Raw genomic sequence first — 23,052 nt, 5'->3', positions numbered from 1 at the left:
CGAATGACTGCGGGGCAAATGGGTGAACCGCGCACACGGGGGCGGGCGTTCGGGCGTTGTGCAGGGCGGCCCGGCCGAGCCGAGCGCCGGGGCGTGCGACGAGAGGAACAACAATGATCAAGCAGGTGCTGGCGACGGCGGGGCTGGCCGCGGTCGTGCTGGGCGCTGCCGCCTCACAGGCTTCCGCCGTGGGTGACCACGGCGTGCAGACCATGAACGGCAACAACTCCGTGCAGTCGTACGGCAACACGGGCCCTGACGACGGGGCGGCTTCCACCGGTGGGAAGGCACCGGAGGGTGCGCTTCCGTCACTGAACCTTTGGTAGGTCGCCGTACCGGCCGGTGAACCAGTTGCGTACCGCCGCGGTGTGGAGGGGGAACGCCAGCTCCGCCGGCGCGTACAGGAGGTGGTGGCCGGACGTCTCGTCGGTGGCGGCCGTGGGCGGCAGGTCGGCGGCGGGGCGTCGCGGGAGGAGACCGAAGAGCAGCAGGTGTCCGGCGGGCGAGCTCATCGCGTCGGCCAGGCGGACGTCGGCCGCGTCCGCGTCGATGCCGGTCTCCTCCCGCAGCTCCCGGACCACGGCGTCCCGCCAGTCCTCCGCGTGGTCGATGAAACCGCCGGGCAGTGCCACGCCGCCGCGCCGCGGTTCGATGGTGCGGGTGATGACGACGAGCCCGGTGCCGCGTGCGTCGGTCGCGGGCAGGAGGGCGACGGCGACCGGAAGCGGGTTGCGGTAGGCGGTGTCGCCGCAGACCCCGCACGTGCGGGGCCAGCCGGTGCCGAGGCGGTGGGGCGCGCCGCAGGAAGCGCAGTGGGAGTCCTTCACGGGGCGGACTGTACCGATCGACCGTACCCGGCCGAAGCGTAAGCCGGGGGAAGGACCGTGCTCACCGGGCCGTACCCACCGGGCTGTACACCACCTGGCCGGACTCACCGGGCTGTACCCGCCGGCCGGGACCTGATAGACCGTGCGCATGACAGGACTTGCCTCCGTTCTCCGCGTCCTCGCGGCAACCGCTTCCCTGCTCGTGTTCGTGGCGGCGGCGCCGCCCTCCGCACAGGCCACCCCTGAGCCCAGGGCCCCGAAGGAGTTCGTGGCGCTGCGCTCGGTGGACCCGACGATCATCGAGGAGATGCGGTACACGACCGCGCACAATTTCGTCGGTGAACCGGTGGACGGCTACCGGCAGCCGGTGTGCATCCTGACCGCGCCGGCCGCGCGGGCCCTGCACCGGGCACAGGTGGCGCTGGAGCGGCAGGGGTACTCACTGAAGGTGTACGACTGCTACCGGCCGCAGCGGGCCGTGGACCACTTCGTACGGTGGGCGAAGGATCTGCGGGACGAGCGCATGAAGGCGGAGTTCTATCCGCTCGTGGCCAAGTCGCGGCTGTTCGCCGACGGTTACATCGCGGAGAAGTCCGGGCACAGCAGAGGCTCCACGGTCGACCTGACGATCGTGGAGCTGCCCGCGCGGCGGACCCGCCCCTACGAGCCGGGCGAGAAGCTGGTGCCGTGCCACGCGCCGCGGCAGGAGCGGTTTCCCGACAACTCCGTCGACATGGGGACCGGCTTCGACTGCTTCGACACCCTCTCGCACACCGATGACCCGCGCGTACAGGGGTCGCAGCGGGCGAACCGGCGGTTGCTGAAGAACACGCTGGCCGCGCAGGGGTTCGTGAACCTTCCCGAGGAGTGGTGGCACTTCACGTACAAGCCGGAGCCGTTCCCGGACACGTACTTCGACTTCCCTGTGGCACGGAGGTCGGTCGCAGGCCGCTGAACCACAGCCGACGGCCGACCGCGCGGCACGGCACCTTGGGCGAGGGCGGGGGCCTGGGCCGGCGCGAGGAGTGACCCGTGCTCACGGCTCGTACCCCGGTCGGCGGGGGTACGAGCCGTGTCCACCCGGGCTCCGTGCCCGGCGGTCCACCGGGCTTACGTCGTGACCGGTTCGCGTTGCCGGTCGGCCAGGGTCAGCGCGTGCTCGACGACCGACACGAGCACCTCCTTGACCGACCCCCGCTCCCGCGCGTCGCACACCATCAGTGGCACCTCGGCGTCGAGGTCGAGTGCCGCCCGTACTGTCTCCACGGGGAAGCGGGGCGCGCCCTCGAAGGAGTTGACGGCCACCGCGAAGGGGATGCCGCGCCGCTCGAAGTAGTCGATGGCGGCGAAACTGTCCCCGAGACGGCGCGTGTCCGCCAGGACGACCGCGCCCAGCGCGCCCTGTGCCAGCTCGTCCCACAGGAACCAGAAGCGGTCCTGTCCGGGCGTACCGAAGAGGTACAGGACCAGGTCCTCGCGGAGGGTGATCCGGCCGAAGTCCATGGCGACCGTGGTGGTCGACTTGGTCTCGACGCCGTGGAGGTCGTCGACCGGCCGGCCCGCCTCGGTCAGGGTCTCCTCGGTGCGGAGCGGCTTGATCTCGCTGACGGCGCCCACGAGCGTCGTCTTGCCCACGCCGAAGCCGCCCGCGACGAGGATCTTCAGCGTCACCGGCTCGACCAGCGGCCGCTTGGCACGGCTGGAGCGGGAGCTAGAGCGCCCGAAGGCCATTGATCACCTCACGGAGAATGTTCACGTCCGGCAGCTCGGCCGGCGGAACGGGACGGGTTACGTGGACGAGTTCGTCCTCGACGAGATCGCCGACCAGCACGCGGACCACCCCGACGGGGAGGTCCAGTCCGGCGGCGAGCTCGGCGATCGACTGGGGGAGGTCGCTGCACCGCTCGACGATCTCCACATGCTCCGGTGAGAGCGTCTGGTCGCGGCCGGGGTCATCGGCCGCCGGTTCGGGGACGACCACCGCGATCAGGTCGAGGCGGTGGCGGGTGGCGGTGCTGGTACGGCCTCGCGTCATCGCGTACGGGCGGACCACCGGGCCCGCCTCGTCGTCGAACCAGTGGTGCGGGTCCCGACGGTGCTGCCGGTCCTGCCGTTCCTGGCCGTGCCGTCTGTGCCTGCCTACCGCGTCACTCATCGCATCCCCCGTCACCCTCCGGTGGTCAGTCCGGTCCGCGGTGCCGTCGCGAGGTGGGCTCCCACCCGCTTCACCATCAGTGTCATCTCGTACGCCACGAGGCCGACGTCGGAGTCGGCGTCGGCGAGCACCGCCAGGCAGCTTCCGTCGCCCGCCGCCGTGACGAAGAGGAAGGCGTCCTCCAGCTCGACGACCGTCTGGCGGACGCGGCCGGCGTCGAAGTGGCGGCCGACGCCCTTGGCGAGGCTGTGGAATCCCGAGGCGACGGCGGCCATGTGCTCGCTGTCCTCACGGCTGAGGTCCTTGGAGGCGCCGGTGGGCAGGCCGTCGCTGGAGAGAACCAGGGCCTTGCGGATCGTTCCGACCCGGTCGACGAGTTCGTCGAGAAGCCAGCTGAGCTCTCCGGCCGTGCCGGGTGAGTGGGTTGCTGCGGCGTTCGGTGCGGTCATCGACCGTCCCCCTCCGGTGTCGTTCCTGGTGCTGTCTCACCGCGGACGGCCGGTGGGGCGCCCTCGGCGTTCTCCCGCCGTCCGCGCTGCCAGCCGCGCTGCATGGCGGCCATGCGGTTGCGTACTTCTTCCGCGTCCCGGTCCGCGTCCCGGTCTCCGTCCGGTCCCGTCCCCCGGTCCCTGCCGCGCTCGGCGTTCCCGGGTGCGGGGGTGGCCGGGGCGGCGTGGCGCTCGACGGCCGCCTCCCGCAGCTGCGGGGCCAGGCTGGCCTGGCGTACGCGGCGGGGCAGGCCGCCGAGCAGCAGCGTGGCTTCGGCGTCCGGGGTTCCGGTCTCCCGGGGCCCGGTGTGCGGGACTTCGGGGTCCGGGGCTTCGGGGTCCGGGCGGCCCGGGAGCGGGTGGGTGCGGCCTCGTTCGTCGAGGCGTCGGCCGCGGTCGGCGATCAGGGTGGGGGCCGTGGGCCTGCGGCGCGGCAGCGGGATGGGGCCCGCGGTGCGCCGATCGTCCTGGTCGGCGGCCTGCTGGTGCTGCTCGTGGTGCGAGCGGTCGGAGTGGCCGGAGTGGTCTGCCGGTCCGCCGGTCACCGGGCGCAGGGGTGACCTCGGGCGGAACAGTCCGCCGCGTTCGCTCTCCGTGGCGTCGATGTCGCCGAGGCGGTCGTCCACGCGGTCGTCGAAACCGAGCGCGTCGGCCGACGGCTCCAGTTCGATCGGCCCGTCGAGCACGGAAGGGCCGGTGGCGGGAGACAGCCCGGAGGGCACCTGGGAGAGCGCCGCGCGCCGGGGCGGGGCGTCACCGGCGCGGCGGTCCGCGCCCTTGCGTTCCAGGCCCTTGCGGTCCCCGGACGCGCGGTCCACGGTCCTGCGGCCGGCGCTCCCGCGGTCCGCGCCCTTGCGGTCCGCGCTCGTGCGGTCCAGCCGGAAGCCGGTGCCCTGCGTCTCGGGGGCTTCGGTGAGCAGCGCCGCCGGGATGAAGACGACCGCGGTGGTCCCCCCGTACGGGGACGGCTGGAGCGACACCCGTACGTTCTGGCGCTGGGCGAGCCGGCTGACCACGAACAGGCCGAGCCGGTCGGTGTCGGAGAGCTCGAACTCCGGTGTCTCCGCGAGCCGAAGGTTCGCGTCGAGCAGGGCCTCCGGCGCCATGCCGAGGCCGCGGTCGTGTATTTCGAGGGTGAAGCCGTTGGCCACCGGCTCGCCGTGCACGTGGACGGCGGTGTGGGGCGGCGAGAACACCGTGGCGTTCTCCAGGAGTTCGGCGACGAGGTGGGTGAGGTCGGCGACGGCCGGCCCGCCCACACCGATGCGCGGGAGCCTGCGCACCTCGATGCGCTCGTAGTCCTCGACCTCGGCCACCGCCGCGCGGACCACGTCCATCAGCTGGACGGGCTTGCGCCACTGGCGGGAGGGGGCCGCGCCGGAGAGGATCACCAGGCCCTCGGCGTGGCGGCGCATGCGGGTGGTGAGGTGGTCGAGCTTGAACAGGTCGGCAAGCTCGTCGGTGTCCTCGGTGCGCCGCTCCATGGTGTCGAGGAGGGTCAGCTGGCGGTGCAGCAGCACCTGGTTGCGGCGGGCGAGGTTGACGAAGACCTCGGAGACGCCGCGGCGCATGTCGGCCTGCTTGACGGCGGCTTCGACGGCGGCCCGCTGGAGGGTGTTGAGGGCCTGGCCGACCTGGCCCACCTCGTCCTTCTCGTACTCCAGGTGCGGCACTTCGGTCCCGACGTCGACCTGCTCGCCGGCGGCCAGCCTGCGCATCACGCTCGGCAGCCGTACGCCGGAGACCTCCTGGGCCTCCTTGCGCAGCCGCCGCAGGTCGCGGACGAGCCGGCGCCCTATGCGTACGGAGACGATGACCGACACCAGGAGGGCCAGGAAGCCGAGGACGCCGGCGACACCGGCCTTGAGCAGGACGCTGTACGCGGCGGGCTGCACCCGGTCCTGGTAGCGGTCACCCGCCTCGGTGTTCTCGGTGGCGAGGCTGTCGAGGACGGGGGTGGCGATGTCCTGCCAGTGTGCGGCCCGGACCGCTCGGGGGTTGTCGGTGGCCCCGGCGGCTATCAGCGCCTCCTCGGCGTCGCGCAGCGGCTCGGTCGCCGGGCCGCGCCAGTACTGCCCGAAGATCCGGCGTTCGGAGGCGGGCAGGAGCTCCAGGTTGACCTGGTAGAACAGCTTGCGGTGCGCGACGAGGTCGGAGACGGCCCGGATCTCCTCGGCGGTGACGCGTCGGCTGATCAGGGAGGAGATGACGAGGGCGTCCTCGCGGGAGAGCATCTCGCGGGCGCGCACGACGCCGACGAGGGCACGGCCCTGCTTGTCCATCTCCACGTTCTCCAGGGCGTGGAGGTTGAGCAGGAAGCTGTGGCAGGGGTCGACGACGCGGTTGTAGAGGTCGAGTGCCCGCATGCGGCCGAGGGCGCGGTTCTCGACGGAGACGCGCAGTGCGGACAGGCCGTCGAGCGCTTCGAGGAGGGATGTGAGGCGCCGGGCCTCTTGGGGCTGCATGGCCTCGGTGACGCCGGATTCCTGGGCGTTGGCGCGTACACGGGCGATGGCCCGGTCGGTGGCCGCACGCTCGCGGCGCAGCGAGGGGAGCGCGTCGGAGGCGCGTGGGTCGGCCAGGTAGACGAGGCTCTGCCGGCGTTCCTTCTGGATGACGCGGACGGCGTCCTCAAGGGGGTAGCCGACCTTTTCGACGATGTACGCGACGTCGAGGAGCTGGTTGGCCTCGCGGCCGGTGAGGAATGTCGCGAATCCCCACAGTCCGGTGAGGGAGACAAGCGGCACAAGCAGCAACGCCACGATCTTCCTGCGGATCGACTTCCCGCGAAAGCGCATGGCCTCCCCCAGCTCGGGCCCGCCCGGTGACGAGTGGTCCGGCGGGGTACGCACATCAACACATCAACAAACGGCGCGAGCCTACTACTGCACCAGGGGCTTCTCGAAGGTGCGTCCGGGCGATTTTCAGCCGCAAGGTGACGTCCTGATCATGAGTTGTCCTGCTATTCGGGGAGTTGGCCATCCGCTCCGGGGCGGATGACACCTGGCGGAGCGCTGTTTGCCTCTCGGTGACACATGGCTGGAAGTGGGCGTTCCCGGGAATCTTCCCGACCGGTCATACGTCTACGGACCGGGGGGAAGCGCGGGAGTGTCGGGACTGTCGGCGTAATGCGGCTCAAGACGGGCAGCCACCCTGAAGGACGGTCGGTTGTGGGGAGTGGCGGTTTCGATGGCGACGCAGCGGCGGGAACGGTATGAGCGCGAGGAGCACCAGGAACGGCGCGAGTTGTGGGTGGAGGAGCCGGCGACACGGCGCCGGCTGCCCGATCCGGTCCGCAGGGCGGCGGTGCGCGCCGTTCTCATCGCCTCGCTGACGCTGATACAGGCGATGGTGGCCTTCTTCTCCACGCTCGCCGGATCGTGGCTGGCCTTTCCGACGGTGATCAGCAGCGTCGCCGGCACCATGCTGTCGACCTGGGCGGCGGCGGACGTGTGGGTGACCCGGCAGGTGTGGAACCAGCGGCACGGCGTCGTGTCGATGCCGAGCAGCACGGCGCGGCAGCTGCGACGGGAGCGGCGCCGGGCCCGGCGGGTCGCCCGCGCGGAGGCACGCGCGTCGTACGGCGCGGGGGCGTACCGCACCGGGCCCTACCGCACGGCCTCGGAGCCGGACGGAGCGAACGGCGGCGTGTACGACGCGCACGGCGGACGTGAAGTGCCGGGCGAGCGCGATGCGCGCGAGGCCGGGCGAATACGGCAGCGGGGCGACGAGGCCCACGGACGGCGGGAGCGTCGGGGTGCGGGAACCCTCTCGCAGGCCTGAACCGCGATGCCCCGCCGCTCTGCCGCGCCGGCCCGCCGCCGTGGCGGCGGGTGGCGCACGGCGGGTGGCGCTAGTCGGCTGACGGTGCCGGCTCGGCGGGGGCGCGCTTGAACATCCGGGTGGCGGTGATCTCGCCGTGCACCACCGTCTCGGTGTCGGTGTTCTGCTGCGGCAGGCCGGGGCGCAGGTGCTCCTCCACACTGATGTACTTCAGCCCGGCCCGCAGGTCGGCGTCGTTGCGCAACCGGATGACCAGCGGGAACTCGGCGAGCGCGGTCGTGTCGAACAGGCCCGTCGTGTAGAGGAGCTGGACGCCGAGCGCGTCGGACACGGCCCGCTGCAACTCCAGCAGGTACGTGGCGTTGGCGCGCCCGATGGGGTTGTCGAGGAACAGCGTGCCGGCGTGCCGGTGCTTGTCGCGGCCCCGGTCGTTGCTGCGCAGCGCGGCCATCGTGCAGTACAGGGCGATGGCGGCGGTGAGCAGCTGCCCGCCGGAGAAGACATCGCCCATCTGCCCGACCGGCACGCGCTCGGCGCGCAGTACCGCGTCCGGCTTGAGGATCTCCACGGCCACGCCCTTGGGTTGCAGTGCGGCCTGGACACCGCGCAGGAGCAGGGACATGCCGTCGCGGCGAAGGTCGGAGTTCTTCCTGACGGCGGCGCTGGTCGCCTCGTCGATGACCTCGCCGAGCCGCTCGGTCAGCGTGGCCTGGTCGGGTTCGTCGAACCGGATGCGGAGGAACTCCTGGCCGGACCACTCCCCGAGGCCTTCGGGGAGCCGGGACAGCCGCTGGGCGGAGCGCAGTGTGGTGAGCGCGGACTCGACCAGGCCGCGCAGCCGGTCGACGATCGAGTCGCGGTTGCGCTCCAGCTGCGCCAGCTCGTCGGTGAGCACCCGCAGGCGGGGGGCGAAGGCCTCGGCCCACTTGGCGGCGTGTTCGGGCAGGGCTGCCGCGGGCAGTTCGCGGATCTGCTGCCGGGCGGGGGTGCGGACCTGTTCGTAGCGGGTGGAGTTGGCGTGGCGTACGAGCACGTCGCACGCCTCGCGTACGGCGGCCTCGGCGGCCGACAGGTCCGCGGCGCAGCCGCGCAGGGACCGGCGGGCCTCCGCGGCGGACTGCCGCGCCTCGTCCAGGCTGCCGGGGTACGGCTCGGGCGCCTCCGGCTCCTCGTCGGTGTGCTCCCTCAGCAGGTCGCGCAGGAGCGCCGCCGTCTCGTCGAAGCCGCCGGCGGCGTCCTCGGTGGCGCGGTGGGCCTGGAGCAGCCGGGCGTGGGTGGCGCGGGCGGCCTCCAGCGCGTCGGTGCGGGCGGCCAGTTCGGTGGTGGCCGTACGCAGGAGGGACTGGGCGTGCTCGGCGTCGGTGGGGACGAGCTCCTCGGGCAGCTCGGTGTGCGACTCGCCGTCGGCGGGGGCCAGACGCTCGGCCTCGCCGCGCAGCCGGCCCAGCTTCTCGCTGGCCTCGGAGGCGCGGGTCTCCAGCATCTGCACCAGGGACTCGGCGCGGGCTGCGGCTGCCTGGCGGGACGGGCCGTCGGCGCCGTCGGTGCCCTCCAGCAGTTGGGCGGCGCGGGTGCGGACCTTGTTGGTGAGCCGGTCCAGCTCGGCGAGGGCGGCGCTCTCGTCGCTCTCGGCGCGGGCCTGTTCGGCGCGCAGGTCGGCGCCGACGCCGACCTTCTCGTACAGCTGGGAGGCGGCGCGGTACGCCTCGCGCAGGGCGGCCAGTGGGACGCGCTGGGCGTCGTCCCCGGCCTCCGGGAGGTTCTCGGGGGCTCCGGCGATCTCGGAGCGCTCGGCGCGCAGGGCGCGGGCGGTGCGGTGGGCGTCGTCGGCGGCGCGCTGGGCGGCGCGGCGGTCCTCGTCGGCGGCGCGCGCCCGCTCCAGGCAGGTCTGGGCGCGGGCCTCGTACTCGGCGGCCTCGTCGGTCAGTTCGCGGAGCCGGACCTGCCAGCCCGCCCGTTCGCGGAGCCGGTACGCCAGTCCCGCGAGGGCGTCGGCGACGCGCCGGGCGCGCTGCGCGGCCTCCTGCCGCTCGTCGCGGACGCGGGCGGCGTCGGCGGCCGCCTCGTCCGCCTCGGCCCGTACGGTGCGGGCCTCGGCGAGCGTGGCCTCGGCCTCTTCGGCGGCGACGCGCGCGGCGGTGGCGGCCTCGGCGAGTTCGGCGAGCATGCCGGGCGGGCAGTCGGCGCGCCAGGAGCCGATGCGGGCGGACAGCGAACGGTCGCCGGTGAGGCGGGCGGCGAGGGCGCGGATCTCCTCGTCGCGGGCGGCGGCCCGGGCGCGCAGCGCCTGACGCTCCTCGTCGGCGGCGTGCTCGTCGTGCATGGCCGGGTTCGGCGGGACGAGGAAGACGTCCGTGTCCGTACCCGTGCCGGGCTGGGGAACGGGGGCGAGGAGCGCGGCGGCGGTGCCCACGGCGACCGCGGAGCGCGGCAGCAGGGCGGCGCCGGCGAGGGCTTCGCGGGCCCTGGCGTACGAGACGGGGTCGGTGATCACAACTCCGTCGACCAGCTCGGGGCGGGCGGCGAGGACGGCGGCGTGGTCGGCCGGGTCGACGGCCTGCGCCAGGTACCGCCAGCCGGGGAGGGCGGGGATGCCCTGTTCGCCGAGGAACTCGACGGTCGCGAGGACGTCGGGGCCGGGCGGCAGCAGCCCGCCGTCGCCGAGCGCGCCGAGGATGCGCGCGTCGTCGGCGGCGGCGGTGCGCAGTTCGAAGAGCTTGCGCTCGGCGGAGGCGATGCCCTGGTCGAGGAGGTCGCGGAGCTCGTCGGCGTACCGGTCGAGCTCCTCGGCGGTCAGGGGGCCCTGGACGGTGGAGCGGCGGGCGCCGGGGCCGCCTTCGGTGTGCGGGGCGGGGTCGTTGGGCGCGGCACCGTCGGGCGCGGCGGCCGTGCCGCGGCGGGGTGCGGGGACGGTGGCCTGGGAGGGCGCGGCCGGGGGCAGGCTCAGCAGTTCGGCGAGGCGCTCCTCGGCGGCGATCGACTCGGCGGCGCGGCGCTCGGCCCGGTGGGCGTTCTCCGCGGCCTGGGCGGCGTCCGCGGCGCGGGCCGCGGCCAGTTCCGCGCGGGACTCGTCGGCGGCGGCCTCGCGGGCGCGTTCGGCTGCCGCCCGGGCGGCGTCACGGGCCGCCTCCCAGGCGGCCACGGTCGTCTTCTCGGCGTCGCTGGCGGCGAGCGCGGCGCGGGCCGGGTCGGCGTCGGGGGCGGTGTCGTCGAGCCAGCCGGCGCGTACCGCTTCGGCTGTCTCCTGCTCGACCTCGGTGAGCCGCTGGCGCAGGTGGCCGGCCTCGCTGCGGGCCCGCTGGGCCTCGGTCGCGGCGGCGGTGGCGTCGCGGTGGGCGGTCTCGGCCGCCTCCTGGAGGGCGGAGGAACGCTCCTCCTCCTCGTTGGCGTGCCGCTCGCCGTCCTCCGCGGCGGCGTGCAGGGCCCGTACGAGGTCGGCGGCGGCCTTGGCGCGGGCGGCGAGCGCCGGGGCGGCGTCCCGCTCGGCCTCCTGGATGGCGGCGGACACGCGCGTCGCGCGGTCGGCGGCGGCGCGGTGGCGCAGCACCACCTCGGTGGCCTGCCAGGCGGCGTGCAGGGTGCGGGCGTCGGTCAGCTCGCGGCGCTGCGCGGCGGCGCCCTTCTCGGCGGCGGTGAGGGCCAGGGAGGCGTGGCGGTAGGCCAGTTCCGCGGCGATGAGGGAGGCACGGCCGCGGGCCTCCTCGGCCGCGGTGACGGCGTGGGCAGCCGTGGTGACCTGCTCGGCGAGCTCGGCGGTGCGGACGCGTTCCCCGGCGGCGCGGGCTGAGAGGCGGCGGGCGAGGGTGCGGGTGCGGCGTTCGGCGCCGGCGTGGACGTCGCGCGCGCGGGCGCGCGTGTCGGCCGCTTCGACGATCCGGCCGAGCAGGTCGACGGAGCCGGCGGTGAAGTCGCGTTCGGCGGTGAGCTCGGCGCGGCGGCCCAGCTTGTTGCCGAAGCCGCTGACCAGGTCGGCGAGGCCGTCGGTGTCGCGGGTGTCGGTCACCGCGCGCAGCAGCAGGTCGGTGAAGTCGGAGTCCTTCTTGACCGCGAAGAGGCCGGCGGCCTCACCCTCGTCGGCGTTCATCTCCCGCTGGTAGCGGAAGAGTTCGGGGTCCAGGCCCAGGTCGCCGAGGTGTTCGTTCCAGCGGTCGTGGATCTCCTCCCAGTACACCTCCAGGTGCGGGTACACCTTGCCGGCCTCCGTGATCGCGTCGCGGAAGCCCTTCATGGTGCGGCGGCGGCCCTGGGCCCCGGAGGCCCCTTCGGCGGACGGGCGGACGGAGGTGGCCTCGGCGACCGGCAGCGAGTCGAGGCTCAGGCCGGGGCCGGGGCGGAAGGAGTACCACGCTTCGGCGAACTTGCGCGGGTCGTTGGAGACCTGCCGCCCGCGCCACTCGCTGACCTTGCCGACGACGACGAGCTCCCCGGTGAGGGTGTGCTGCCACTCCAGGGCGACGTGTCCGCAGTCGTCGGCGAGCAGGAACTTGCGCAGTACGCCGGAGCTGGCACCGCCGAGGGTGTTGCGGTGGCCCGGCAGCATCACCGAGAAGATCAGCTTGAGGAGGACGGACTTGCCCCCGCCGTTCTCCAGGAAGAGCACGCCCGCGGGGGCGGGGCGGCGCGGCGGGCCGACCGGCTCCTCCTCGAAGAACTCCGCTTGGGTGGGGGCCGGTTGGGGCACGGGCGCGCCCACTCCGCGCAGGTCCAGCACAGTGTCGGCGTAGCGCGCACCGGCGGGCCCGATGGAGTAGAGGCGGACCCGGGACAGCTCGTACATGGTGGCGGACTCTCAGTCGTGTGCTGGGTGTTACGCGGGGGGCTCAGGCGTGGAAGGGCAGGCCGGCGTCGGCGACCAGGTCGAGGTCGTCGCCGTCGGGCGGCGGCAGCAGGGTGGCGGAGCCGTCGGTCACCGGGACGACGCCGAGCTCCAGGAGCTCGGCCATGGCGGCGCTGCCCGCCATGTCGCGGACCTGCAGCTGGTAGCGGGCGGTGGTGCGGTACGAGCCGCCGCCCTCGTCACCGGTGCGCTGGAGGAAGCCCGAGTCGGTGAGGAAGGCGACGGCCTTGCCGATGATGCCGGTGGTGGAGCCGGCGAGGCGGCGGGCGTCCTTGGTGGCGCCGGTGGCGCTGCGCCGCGCGTAGATCCGCCAGGCGGCCTCCAGTCCGGGGGCGTCGGTGGCCGGGTCGGTGTTCTCGCCCTGCTGTTCGGCGCGCTCCTCCAGACGGCGGCACGCCTGGCGTACGAAGGCGTCGACGCCGTTGACGGTGATGCGGCCGATGTAGCCGTCGTCGGCGAGGTCCTCGGGGCGCGGGAACGCCATGGCGGCGACGGCGAGGTGGGCCAGGCCGTGCAGGAACCGGTCGGCGGAGTCGGCGGACGCGCGGCGGGCGTAATCGCCCATGCGGACGGCGAAGACGGAGTCCTCGCCCGCGGTGACGGCCATGCCGGCGCGCGGGGAGACTTCCAGGACGATGAGGCCGAGTCCGGTCGCGACGGCGTCGGCGAGGCGCGCGAAGGCGGGCTCTTCGCGGTACCGACGCAGCAGGTCGGCGTATTCGGCGTCGCGGGCGGGGAGCAGTTTGGGCTGCAGCCCGAAGGCGACGAGCCGCGCGGCGTCGGCCGCGTCGGCGGGCGTGACGGCGCCGCCGGGCGCGGACATCGGCCCGTGCGGCGGGCCCTGGGGAGCGTCCGGCTCGCTCCACGCCCCGTCGTGCTCGGCGTGCTGGTCGCTCACTGCTGGTGCTCCTCTGTGCGGTGGTACGGGGTGGCGGGGCGGACGGGGGCGACGCGTGCGGCGGGCTCGCGCCGCCACCCCGCCCCTTCCCGGGCCGTGGGTTCCGCCCGCGGACCGGATGGGGAGGGGATGCGGGCGGTCACGCCCCCTCCGTGCGGTCCGCGGCCATGCCCGCCGCGTCGAGCAGGGCGGTGCCGACTATCAGATCGGCGCCGCCGAACTCGGGGTCGTCCAGTTCGGTGCCGTCGTCGACGGCGAACAGCAGGCGCTGTTCGCCCTGGCGGTAGGCCGTGCCGACCGGGGGGCTGGCCGCGTGGATCGCCAGGAGGGCGACGAGGTAGGGCAGTTCGGGGTCCCGGCGGCGGGCGTCGGCGAGCAGGCCGGAGAGCCGGCGCGGGGCGTCGTGCTCCAGGTCGAGCAGCTCCATGGCGCCGGCCAGCTGTTCCTCGCTGAACCGGCTGTCGTCGGGCGTGGCGATCAGGTCGGGCTCGGGCATCTCGGCGCCGAGGTGCTCGCGCTCGACCGGCGGCGCGAGCAGCAGGTCGACCAGGTCGCCGAGCCGCGCCGAGCCGGGGGTGCGCAGACCGGTGCCGTGTGCGAAGTACGCGTCCGTGACCCGGATGGACTGCTCGACCGGGAGGGGGAGGAGGGGCGCGAGCAGCTGGCCGTAGAGGTCGAGGCCCGTGCGCGCGGCGGGGGCGGCGAACGCCTGGCGGTCCTGCTCGGCGCGGAACAGCGGACCGGCCTCCAGCAGCCGGGACTGGAGCTGGGTGTGGCGGCGGATGCAGTCCTTGACGATGTCGACGAGTTCGGCGGCGCGCCGCTTGTGCTCCTGGTCCTCGGCCTCGTCACGGGCCCTGCGGATGTTGGTGAGAATGGCGTTCTCGTGGCGGTACCGGTCGGCGACGTGGACGAGCGCCTCGTCGATCATGTCGGGGACGGCGCTGAGCCAGTCGACGGCCCGGACGTTGCGCCGGGTGGCTTCCAGGGTCTTGCGGAGCGTCTCGGCGTACTGCACGGTGCGGTACCGCGCCTGTTCGGCGGCGAGCTGGGCGTCGGCCAGGCGGCCCCGGCTGATCAGCACCTCCAGCTTGACCTCGGCGGCGATCTGCGCGCTGGTGACGTCGGTGTCGAGGGCGCCGACGAGGACGTTGACCGCCTCGTCGGTGGTGCGGAGGTAGACGCTACCGCCGTATCCGGGGACTTCCTCGATGAGCTTGAAGTCGTAGTCACGGCGCACGTACGCGCCGTCCGCGCCGAAGGTGCCGTACACCGCGCGGAACCCGCGGTCGACGCTGCCGACGTTGATCAGGTTTTCCAGGACCCAGCGGGCGACCCGCTCGTGCTCGGCGGCGGGGCGCTGCGGCGCCTGGGCGGCGACGCGGGGCAGCAGCCGGGCGACCACCTGCTCGTGGTCCGCGCCGGTGTCGAAGTCCATGTTGAGCGTGACGAGGTCGATCGCGGCGAGGGCGACCTCCGCCATGGCGTAGACGGAGTACTCCCCCGCGAGGTTCGCCTTGCGGACGTCCAGATCGTGCAGCGGGGCCGTGCAGGCGAGCGCGCGCAGCCGCCGCGCCAGCCCTTCGTCGGCGGCCGGGCCCTGAGCGGGCCGCGGCCCCGCGCTGAGCTGGGGCGGAACGAATTCCGTCGAGGCAGGCGAAGTCACGGTGCACAGATTAGGTCCTCGCACTGACAACGGTCGAAACGGCGCAGACAGCCCGTCCCGCACCTGCGCGGAGCACCGGGCGCGGGCGGAGCTCCCAGGTGCCCGGCGCGGGCGGTCCGGGGTCCCCGCGGGGCCTTCCGGACCCTGCGGACCGGGGCGCGGAAAGCCCGCGGACCGGGGCGCGCCGGCCGGTGGTCCGGCGGTCCTCAGGCGTCCGCCGGCGTCTGAGCGTCGACGAAGCGGGCGTAGACCCGGACCAGCTGGTCGCGGGAGTCGTCCAGGTAGCGGGCGAGGAGCCGCTCCGCCTTCGACCGCTCCCCCGCCTGCAAGGCGTCCAGAATCTCCCGGTTTCGCGCGAGATACGGCTCGTGGAGGGAGCGCGGGTCGTCCACCACGTGGAAGGTGAGCCGGAGTTCGGCGAGGACACCGCGCATCAGTTCGTCGGTGCGGGCGCTGCCCGCGAGCGCCACCAGTTCACGGTGAAAGTGGATGTTGGCCGTGGAGACGCCCTTCCAGTCGCCTTCCCGCGCCTCCCTCTCACCTCCCGCGACCGCCCGGACGAGCCCGTCGAGCTCGTAGGGCGGCCTGCCGAGGCCGTGGACGACGGCGCACTCGACGAGGCGCCGGGTGCGGTAGATGTCCACGACGTCCTCGACCGCGAGGACCCTCACGAACACGCCCCGGTTGAGCTCGTGCACGAGCAGCCGCTCATGGGTGAGCAGCCGGAACGCCTCGCGCAGGGTGTTGCGCGACACTCCGAGCGCCCCGGCGATGCCGTCCTCCGAGAGCCGGGTGCCGGGCGTGAAGAAACCTTCGGCGATACGGGTGCGGAGGATGTCCGCGACCCGTTGGGCCGTGCTCGTACGCCCGAGCAGCGCACGGTCGTCCGCCAGTCCGCCGGCCTCCGGGCCCGTCGCGCTCACAACACCCTCTTCTCATCCGTCACCGCTGTCGCCCGCTCATCGTAAAAGGAAAAGAGGAAGGAGGAGCGAGGAACGACCCTCTTGTCGGATCGTTCAACAATCCCCTACCTTGTGGACATCGCACGCTACGGCACGTCCCGTATCGCTCACGCACGCCTCCCCCCTCTGCGAGGTGCTCATGAGTACGACCCAGACCCCTCAGTCCGCCCAGGGCGAACTTCCCGAGGGCGGTGGCCCGTTCGCCTGGTTGCGTGCCCTCGGTCCGCGCGGCCGGCGCGCGTTCGGCGGTGCCTTCGGCGGCTACGCCCTGGACTCCTACGACTTCTTCACGCTGCCGCTCGGCATGGTGGCCATCGCCGCCCACTTCCACCTCACCACCGGGCAGACGGGGCTGCTGACCACCGTCACTCTCGTCGTGTCGGCGATCGGCGGTGTGCTCGCCGGGATCCTCGCCGACCGGATCGGCCGGGTGAAGGCGCTGATGGCCACGGTCATCATGTACGCGCTCTTCACCGTCCTGTGCGGTTTCGCGCCCGATTACGAGACCCTGCTGGTCTTCCGGGCCCTGCAGGGCATCGGTTTCGGCGGCGAGTGGGCGGTCGGCGCGATCCTCGTCGCCGAGTACGCCTCCGCCAAGCACCGCGGCCGTACGCTCGGCGGCGTCCAGAGCGCCTGGGCGGTCGGCTGGGCGCTGGCCGTGGTCGTCTACACGCTGGTCTTCCACTTCTTCGACGCGGACACCGCGTGGCGCGTGCTGTTCTGGACGGGCGCCCTCCCGGCACTCCTCGTGATCTACATCCGCAGGAACGTGCAGGACGCCCCGCACGTGGCCCGGATACGCGAGGCGAGCAGCGAACGCGGCTCGTTCACCGCCGTGTTCCGTCCCGGGCTGCTGCGCACGACGCTGTTCGCGGTGCTGCTGTCCACCGGTGTCCAGGGCGGCTACTACACGCTGGCGACGTGGGTGCCGACGTATCTCAAGACCGAGCGCGGGCTGACCGTCGTCGGCACCGGCGGCTATCTGACGTTCCTGATCTCCGGTGCCTTCATCGGGTACCTCACGGGCGGGTACCTCACCGACCGGCTGGGGCGGAAGGGCAACATCGCGCTCTTCGCCGTACTGTCGGCGCTGTGCATCCTGGCCTACACGAACATCCCGTCGGGCGCGAACGGGCTGCTGCTCGTGCTCGGCTTCCCGCTCGGGTTCTGCATGTCGGCGATCTTCAGCGGTTTCGGTTCGTTCCTCGCGGAGCTGTATCCCACGGCTGTCCGGGGCACCGGTCAGGGGTTCACGTACAACACCGGTCGCGCGGTGGGCGCGTTCTTCCCGACGCTGGTGGGGTTCCTCGCGAACAGCTGGGGCGTGGGCGGGGCGCTTGTCTTCGGCGCGGTGGGGTACGGCATCGCCGTACTCGCGCTCCTCGGGCTCCCCGAGACCCGCGGCCGAGAGCTCGCGTGACGCACCGGTCCCGCGGGACGCATCGACAAGGAGTGACCACCATGACCTGGGCGTCGATCGACCTCAACGCCGACCTGGGCGAGGGTTTCGGCCGCTGGCGGCTGACCGACGACGAGCAGTTGCTGTCGGTCGTCACCAGCGCCAACGTCGCCTGCGGCTTCCACGCCGGGGACGCGTCCACCATGCGACGCGTCTGCGCCCTGGCCGCCGAGCGGGGGGTACGGATCGGCGCCCAGGTCTCCTACCGCGACCTGGCCGGTTTCGGGCGGCGCTCGATGGACGTCCCCGCCGACGAGCTGGCCGCCGAAGTGGCGTATCAGATCGGCGCCCTGGAGGTGTTCGCCAAGGCGGCCGGGGCACGCGTGGCGTACGTCAAGCCGCACGGCGCCCTCTACAACCGGGTCGTGCGCGACGAGGAACAGGCACAGGCCGTGGTCGACGGCGTGCTGCTGGCCGGCGACCGGCTCCCGCTGCTGGGGCTGCCCGGTTCACAGCTGCACCGGATCGCCGGGAAGGCGGGCCTCCCCGTCGTCACGGAGGCGTTCGCCGACCGCGCGTACACGGCGGCCGGCACACTCGTGCCGCGCCGTGAGCAGGGGGCGGTCATCACGGACCCCGCCGCCGTCGTGGACCGGTCGGTGTCCATGGCGCGCTTCGGCGTCGTCACCTCCCAATGCGGACGGTCGGTGGCCGTCCGCGCCCGCTCGCTGTGCCTGCACGGGGACACGCCGGGCGCGGTGGAGCTGGCCCGTGAGGTGCGCGCCCGGCTGGAGGGCGAGGGTGTGCGCGTGGAGGCCTTCGCGTGAGGACCCTGACCATGGGCGAGCGGGCCCTGCTCGTCGAGCTCGGCAGCGGCGAGGAGGCGCAGGCCTTCCACGCCGAGGTGCTGCGCCGCCGGGCGGCCGGCGCGCTCCCCTCCGTACGGGAGATCGTGCCCGCGGCCAGGACGGTGCTGCTCGACGGGGTGGAAGACCCCGGGAGCCTGGCCGCGCAGGTCAACCGATGGGAGATCGAACCGCTCCACGCGCGCGTGGACCCCGCCCTGGAGATACCGGTCCGGTACGACGGCCCGGACCTCGCGGTCGTCGCGGCGCTGTGGGGCGTGGAGCCCGGGGAGGTGGCGCGGATCCACTCCGCGGCCGAGTACCGGGTGGCGTTCTGCGGGTTCGCGCCCGGCTTCGGCTATCTGACCGGGCTCCCCGCACGGTACGAGGTGCCGCGCCGGTCCACCCCGCGCACCGCCGTCCCGGCGGGCTCGGTGGCCGTGGCGGGGCCGTACACGGGTGTGTACCCGCGCTCCTCGCCCGGCGGCTGGCAGCTCATCGGGACGACCGACGCGGTGCTGTGGGATCCCGCGCGGGAGCCCGCGGCGCTGCTGTCGCCGGGAACCGCAGTGCGGTTCGTGCCGCGGACTCCGGGGCTCCGATGACCGACCGGGCGTTCGCCGTCGTACGGGCCGGGGCGCTGACCACCGTGCAGGACCAGGGGCGGATCGGTCACGCCCACCTCGGCGTGCCGCGTTCGGGCGCCCTCGATCCGTACGCGAGCCGGCTCGTCAACCGGCTGGTGGGCAACCCGGTGGACGCGGCCGTGCTGGAGACCACGGTCAACGGGTGCGCGGTGCGCCCGCGGTGCGCGGTGACCGTCGCGGTGGGCGGCGCGCCCTGCCCGGTCACCGTGGACGGCCGCCCGGCGCCGTGGGGCGCGGCGGTGCGCGTCCCCGCGGGCGCGCTGCTGGAGGTGGGTGCCGCGGTGCGGGGCCTGCGCTCCTATGTGGCGTTCGCGGGGGGCGTGGCCGTGGAGCCGATGCTGGGCAGCCGCTCCACGGACCTGCTCTCGGGGCTCGGGCCGGCGCCGCTGCGCGACGGGGTCGTCCTGCCGTTGGGGCGGGCGTTCTCGGGGACGCCCGTGGGGGGCACGGTGCCCTGGCCCGGCCCGCCGGAGGAGCTGGTGCTGCGGGTGCGGCCGGGGCCGCGCCACGACTGGTTCACGGACGCGGCGCTGCGCACGCTCGGCACCGGCGGGTACCACGTGTCGCCCGCCTCCAACCGGATCGGTCTCCGCATCGAGGGGCCGGCCCTGGAGCGTGCCGTCACCGGTGAACTGCCCAGCGAGGGCATGGTCCTGGGTGCGGTGCAGGTCCCGCCGGACGGGCGTCCGGTGGTGTTCCTCGCCGACCACCCCACGACCGGCGGCTATCCGGTGGTGGCGGTCGCGCGGGAGGCGGACCTGGCGGCCGCGGCGCAGGCGGTGCCCGGGACGCCGGTCCGGTTCGTGGTTCAGCCCGCCCCCGGGCCCTTCCCCGCCTCGTCCCTGGGCCCCTCCCCCGGGGCGCCCACCGGGTCGCCCTTCGGGCGGTCGACCGGGGACTCGTTCGCCCCCGGGGCGCCGTAACCGCCGCCGCCGGGCGTGGAGACGACCAGGACGTCCCCGGGGCCGACGTCCACCACGTCCACGCCGCCCAGCTCGCGCACGGTGCCGTCGGCGCGCTCGACCGCGTTCCCGCCGAGCGCGCCCGGCTGCCCGCCCGCCATGCCGTACGGCGGCACGCGCCGGTGCCCGGTCAGCAGCGCGACCGTCATGGGCTCCAGGAAACGGATGCGGCGCACGACGCCGTTGCCGCCCCGCCACCGGCCGCGCCCGCCGCTGCCGTGCCGTACCGCGAAACCGTCCACCCGGACCGGGTAGCGCCACTCCAGGATCTCCGGGTCGGTGAGCCGGGAGTTGGTCATGTGGGTCTGTACGGCGTCGGCCCCGTCGAAGCCGTCGCCCGCGCCGGAGCCGCTCGCCACCGTCTCGTAGTACTGCACGCGCTCGTTGCCGAAGGTGACGTTGTTCATCGTCCCCGAGCCCTCCGCCTGCACGCCGAGCGCCGCGTACAGCGCGCCCGTCACCGCCTGCGAGGTCTCCACGTTGCCCGCGACGGTCGCCGCCGGGTAGGCGGGCGCCAGCATGGAACCGTCCGGGACGCGCACGTCGAGCGGTACCAGACAGCCGCTGTTGAGCGGGATGTCGTCGTCGACCAGTGTCCGGAACACGTACAGCACCGCCGCCATGACGACGGACCGGGGGGCGTTGGTGTTGCCGGACCGCTGCGGGGAGGTGCCGGTGAAGTCGAGGACGGCATCGCGGCGTTCGCGGTCGACGCGCACGGCCACCTGGATCACGTCGCCACCGTCGGTCTCGTAGCGGTACGAGCCGTCCCGGAGGCCGGCGACGATCCGCCGTACGGACTCCTCGGCGTTGTCGCGCACGTGGCGCATGTAGGCGTGGACGACGTCGAGGCCGAACCGGTCCACCATGCGGCCCAGTTCCTCGGTGCCCTTCTCGTTGGCGGCGATCTGGGCGCGCAGGTCGGCGAGGTTGGTGTCGGGGTTCCGGGAGGGGTACGGGGCGTCGGTGAGCAGCCGGCGCGTCTCGGCCTCGCGCAACCGGCCGTCCCGTACCAGGAGCCAGTTGTCGAAGAGCACGCCCTCCTCGTGGACCGTACGGCTGAAGGCGGGCATCGAGCCCGGGGTGATGCCGCCGATCTCGGCGTGGTGACCGCGCGAGGCGACCAGGAAGCGCAGGTCACCGGTGGGGCCGAAGGCGGGCGTGACGACCGTGACGTCGGGCAGGTGCGTACCGCCGTGGTAGGGGTCGTTGACGGCGTACACATCGCCGGGGCGCAAGGCTCCCCTGTTGCGCCGCAGCACCTCCTTGATGGATTCGCCCATCGAGCCGAGGTGGACGGGGATGTGCGGGGCGTTGGCGATGAGGTTGCCGTCCGGGTCGAACAGGGCGCAGGAGAAGTCGAGTCGCTCCTTGATGTTGACGGAGTGGGCGGTGTTCTCCAGGCGTACGCCCATCTGCTCGGCGATGGCCATGAAGAGGTTGTTGAAGACCTCCAGGAGCACCGGATCGACGTCCGTGCCGACGGCGGTACGGCTCGCCCGGGGCCGCGCCCGGGTGAGGAGGAGGTGCCCTGTTCCGGCCGGGGCGGCCCGCCACCCGTCGTCGACGACGGTGGTGGCGTCGGCCTCGGCGATGACGGCGGGGCCGGGCACGGTGTCGGAGTGCCGCAGGTCCTCGCGCCTGTACAGCGGGGTGTCCCTGGACTCCCCGTCGACGAACGTCCGTACGATGGCGCGCGGCCGCAACGCGCCCTCACGCGGGGCGGGTTCGACGCCGGCCGGCCCGTGCGGGCCCGCCCGGCCCACCGCCTCGACCGTGACGGCCGCCACGACCAGGGGCTTGTCCATGGTGAACGCGTACCGGGCGCGGTGTGCCGCCGTGAACGCGTCGCTGATGGCGGTGGCGGAGCCGAGGGGCACGGGCAGGCTCGCGTCGGTCCCGGCGTAACGCACCAGCACGCGCGCGTGGGTGCTGATCGCGCTGTCGGGCAGCCCGTCCGCGCGCAGTTCGTCCCTGGTTCGTTCGGCGAGCTCCGCGCAGAGGTCGCGCACGCGCGCGTGGGACGTCGCGTCGAGCGGGGCCTCGACCGACCGCTCCCGTAGCGCGGTGGCGTCGGCGAGCCCGATGCCGTACGCCGAGAGGACGCCGGCCAGCGGCGGGACGAGGACCGTGTCGATGCCGAGGGCGTCGGCGACCGCGCAGGCGTGCTGGCCGCCCGCGCCGCCGAAGCTGGTCAGGGCGTAGCGGGTGACGTCGTGTCCGCGCTGGACGGAGATCTTCTTGACGGCGTTGGCCATGTTGAGGACGGCGATCTCCAGGAAGCCGGCCGCGACCTCCTCGGGGGAACGCTCGGCGCCGGTGTGGCGCCGTACCTCCTCGGCGAGTTCGGTGAACCGTTCCCGCACGACCCGTGCGTCCAGCGGCTGGTTGCCCTCCGGGCCGAAGACGGCGGGGAAGTGTTCGGGCTGCACGCGGCCGAGCATCACGTTCGCGTCCGTCACCGTGAGCGGCCCGCCGCGCCGGTAGCAGGCCGGTCCCGGGACGGCACCGGCCGAGTCCGGGCCGACCCGGTAGCGCTGCCCGTCGAAGTGGAGGACGGAGCCGCCGCCCGCCGCGACGGTGTGGATGCTCATCATCGGTGCGCGCATCCGCACCCCGGCCACCTGGGTGCCGAGCTCCCGCTCGAACTCGCCCGCGTAGTGGGACACATCGGTGGACGTGCCGCCCATGTCGAAACCGATGACCCGGCCGAAACCCGCCTGTTGGGAGGTGCGGGCCATGCCGACGACCCCGCCCGCCGGGCCGGACAGCACGGCGTCCTTGCCGCGGAAGTGCGCCGCCTCGCGCAGCCCGCCGTTGGATTGCATGAACATCAGCCGCAGACCGGCGAGTTCGGCGGCGACCTCGTCGACGTACCGCCGCAGGACCGGCGAGAGGTACGCGTCGACGACCGTGGTGTCGCCACGGGGTACGAGCTTGATCAGCGGGCTGACCTCGTGCGAGCAGCTGACCTGAGTGAAGCCGGCCTCCCGCGCCGCCCGGGCGGTCCGGGCCTCGTGCTCGGGGTGGCGGTACCCGTGCATGAGGACGATCGCGGCGCTGCGCAGCCCGTCGCGCCGGGCGGTGTCCAGCCGCTCGCGCACCGCGGTCAGGTCGAGCGGGCGGACCACGGTCCCGTGGGCGTCGATGCGCTCGGGGACCTCGATGACCCGGTCGTACACCGCCTCGGGAAGCAGGATGCGGCGGTCGAAGAGGCGTGGCCGGTTCTGGTAGGCGATGCGCAGGGCGTCCCGGAACCCCTCGGTGATGAGGAGGACGGTGGGCTCTCCACGCCGCTCCAGGAGGGCGTTGGTGGCAACGGTCGTGCCCATCTTGACGGAGTGGACGAGGTCCGCCGGAACGGGTTCGCCGGGGCCCAGCCCGAGCAGCAGCCGGATCCCGGCGACGGCCGCGTCCCGGTAGCGCTCGGGGTCGTGCGAGAGCAGCTTGCGCGTGACCAGACGGCCGTCGGGGCGCCGGGCCACGAGGTCGGTGAAGGTACCGCCGCGGTCGATCCAGAACTCCCAGCGCCCGTCCATTCTCCCATTCTGGCAATTCCGACAAGAGCCGCATCAAGGGACAC

General features: G+C 73.8%; 16 protein-coding genes and 1 pseudogene. 7 read left to right on the top strand and 10 right to left on the bottom strand.

Annotated features, from left to right (window positions below):
• Window positions 1-113 precede the first annotated feature (113 nt).
• The gene (locus ABZZ38_RS19165; protein ID WP_356741151.1) at window positions 114-326 is read left to right on the top strand and encodes a hypothetical protein; all 213 of its coding nucleotides are present in this window, start codon (window positions 114-116) and stop codon (window positions 324-326) included.
• Here the strand turns inward: ABZZ38_RS19165 and ABZZ38_RS19160 are convergent.
• Window positions 309-827 carry an NUDIX domain-containing protein gene (locus tag ABZZ38_RS19160; protein WP_356741149.1) on the bottom strand — a complete coding sequence of 173 codons (519 nt, stop codon included), beginning with the start codon at window positions 825-827 and terminating at the stop codon, window positions 309-311. The genes ABZZ38_RS19165 and ABZZ38_RS19160 overlap by 18 nt on opposite strands.
• 148 nt (window positions 828-975) lie before the next feature.
• On the opposite strand from ABZZ38_RS19160, the gene ABZZ38_RS19155 reads away from it, so the two are divergent.
• A complete protein-coding gene (locus tag ABZZ38_RS19155; RefSeq protein ID WP_356741147.1) occupies window positions 976-1,782 on the top strand; it encodes a M15 family metallopeptidase in 807 nt (268 codons plus the stop codon).
• A 155-nt stretch (window positions 1,783-1,937) separates the two neighbouring features.
• On the opposite strand, the gene ABZZ38_RS19150 is transcribed toward ABZZ38_RS19155, so the two are convergent.
• From ABZZ38_RS19150 to ABZZ38_RS19135, 4 genes are read right to left on the bottom strand one after another with little or no spacing between them, the layout of a single operon-like run.
• Window positions 1,938-2,558, bottom strand: coding sequence for an ATP/GTP-binding protein (locus ABZZ38_RS19150; protein WP_356741145.1), 621 nt, complete (start codon window positions 2,556-2,558; stop codon window positions 1,938-1,940).
• On the bottom strand, window positions 2,539-2,982 hold the full coding sequence (locus ABZZ38_RS19145; RefSeq protein WP_356741143.1) for a DUF742 domain-containing protein: 444 nt from the start codon (window positions 2,980-2,982) through the stop codon (window positions 2,539-2,541). The genes ABZZ38_RS19150 and ABZZ38_RS19145 overlap by 20 nt, the downstream gene beginning before the upstream one ends.
• Before the next feature lie 11 nt (window positions 2,983-2,993).
• A complete protein-coding gene (locus ABZZ38_RS19140) occupies window positions 2,994-3,431 on the bottom strand; it encodes a roadblock/LC7 domain-containing protein (protein ID WP_356741141.1) in 438 nt (145 codons plus the stop codon).
• Window positions 3,428-6,268 (bottom strand): nitrate- and nitrite sensing domain-containing protein, encoded by a 2,841-nt coding sequence (locus ABZZ38_RS19135; protein WP_356741139.1) that lies wholly within the window; start codon window positions 6,266-6,268, stop codon window positions 3,428-3,430. The genes ABZZ38_RS19140 and ABZZ38_RS19135 overlap by 4 nt, the downstream gene beginning before the upstream one ends.
• A gap of 391 nt (window positions 6,269-6,659) precedes the next feature.
• Here ABZZ38_RS19135 and ABZZ38_RS19130 point away from each other — a divergent pair, with 391 nt between their 5' ends.
• Window positions 6,660-7,253, top strand: a complete 594-nt coding sequence (locus tag ABZZ38_RS19130; protein ID WP_356741137.1) for a hypothetical protein — start codon at window positions 6,660-6,662, stop codon at window positions 7,251-7,253.
• Window positions 7,254-7,323: 70 nt separating this feature from the next.
• On the opposite strand, the gene ABZZ38_RS19125 is transcribed toward ABZZ38_RS19130, so the two are convergent.
• The 4 genes from ABZZ38_RS19125 to ABZZ38_RS19110 all read right to left on the bottom strand — a co-directional run bounded on the left by ABZZ38_RS19125 (window position 7,324) and on the right by ABZZ38_RS19110 (window position 15,577).
• Complete coding sequence (locus tag ABZZ38_RS19125) at window positions 7,324-12,030, bottom strand: hypothetical protein (RefSeq protein WP_356741135.1); 4,707 nt, start codon at window positions 12,028-12,030, stop codon at window positions 7,324-7,326.
• Between the two features lie 43 nt (window positions 12,031-12,073).
• The gene (locus ABZZ38_RS19120; RefSeq protein WP_356741133.1) at window positions 12,074-12,988 is read right to left on the bottom strand and encodes a hypothetical protein; all 915 of its coding nucleotides are present in this window, start codon (window positions 12,986-12,988) and stop codon (window positions 12,074-12,076) included.
• A gap of 139 nt (window positions 12,989-13,127) precedes the next feature.
• Window positions 13,128-14,654 (bottom strand): hypothetical protein, encoded by a 1,527-nt coding sequence (locus ABZZ38_RS19115; protein ID WP_356741131.1) that lies wholly within the window; start codon window positions 14,652-14,654, stop codon window positions 13,128-13,130.
• Between the two features lie 206 nt (window positions 14,655-14,860).
• On the bottom strand, window positions 14,861-15,577 hold the full coding sequence (locus ABZZ38_RS19110) for a GntR family transcriptional regulator (protein ID WP_356741129.1): 717 nt from the start codon (window positions 15,575-15,577) through the stop codon (window positions 14,861-14,863).
• Between the two features lie 178 nt (window positions 15,578-15,755).
• Here ABZZ38_RS19110 and ABZZ38_RS19105 point away from each other — a divergent pair, with 178 nt between their 5' ends.
• From ABZZ38_RS19105 to ABZZ38_RS19090, 4 genes and pseudogenes are all read left to right on the top strand, one after another.
• Entirely contained in the window at window positions 15,756-17,036 is a 1,281-nt protein-coding gene (locus ABZZ38_RS19105; protein ID WP_356741127.1) for an MFS transporter, read from the top strand.
• Window positions 17,037-17,077: 41 nt separating this feature from the next.
• Entirely contained in the window at window positions 17,078-17,842 is a 765-nt protein-coding gene (locus tag ABZZ38_RS19100) for a 5-oxoprolinase subunit PxpA (protein ID WP_356741125.1), read from the top strand.
• Entirely contained in the window at window positions 17,839-18,465 is a 627-nt protein-coding gene (gene pxpB, locus ABZZ38_RS19095) for a 5-oxoprolinase subunit PxpB (protein ID WP_356741123.1), read from the top strand. Before ABZZ38_RS19100 ends, pxpB begins: the two co-directional genes overlap by 4 nt.
• Window positions 18,462-19,313 (top strand): annotated as a pseudogene (locus tag ABZZ38_RS19090) (biotin-dependent carboxyltransferase family protein); the annotation flags it as partial. The gene pxpB and the pseudogene ABZZ38_RS19090, both read left to right, overlap by 4 nt.
• 2 nt (window positions 19,314-19,315) lie before the next feature.
• Here the strand turns inward: ABZZ38_RS19090 and ABZZ38_RS19085 are convergent.
• Window positions 19,316-23,008, bottom strand: coding sequence for a hydantoinase B/oxoprolinase family protein (locus tag ABZZ38_RS19085; RefSeq protein WP_356741121.1), 3,693 nt, complete (start codon window positions 23,006-23,008; stop codon window positions 19,316-19,318).
• Window positions 23,009-23,052: the final 44 nt, after the last annotated feature.

It is taken from the genome of Streptomyces sp. NPDC006368 (assembly GCF_040612535.1).
Classification (GTDB): Bacteria; Actinomycetota; Actinomycetes; order Streptomycetales; family Streptomycetaceae; genus Streptomyces.
The sequence above is the reverse complement of the archived record's forward strand: the minus strand, read 5'-3'. Positions and strand labels throughout refer to the sequence as shown.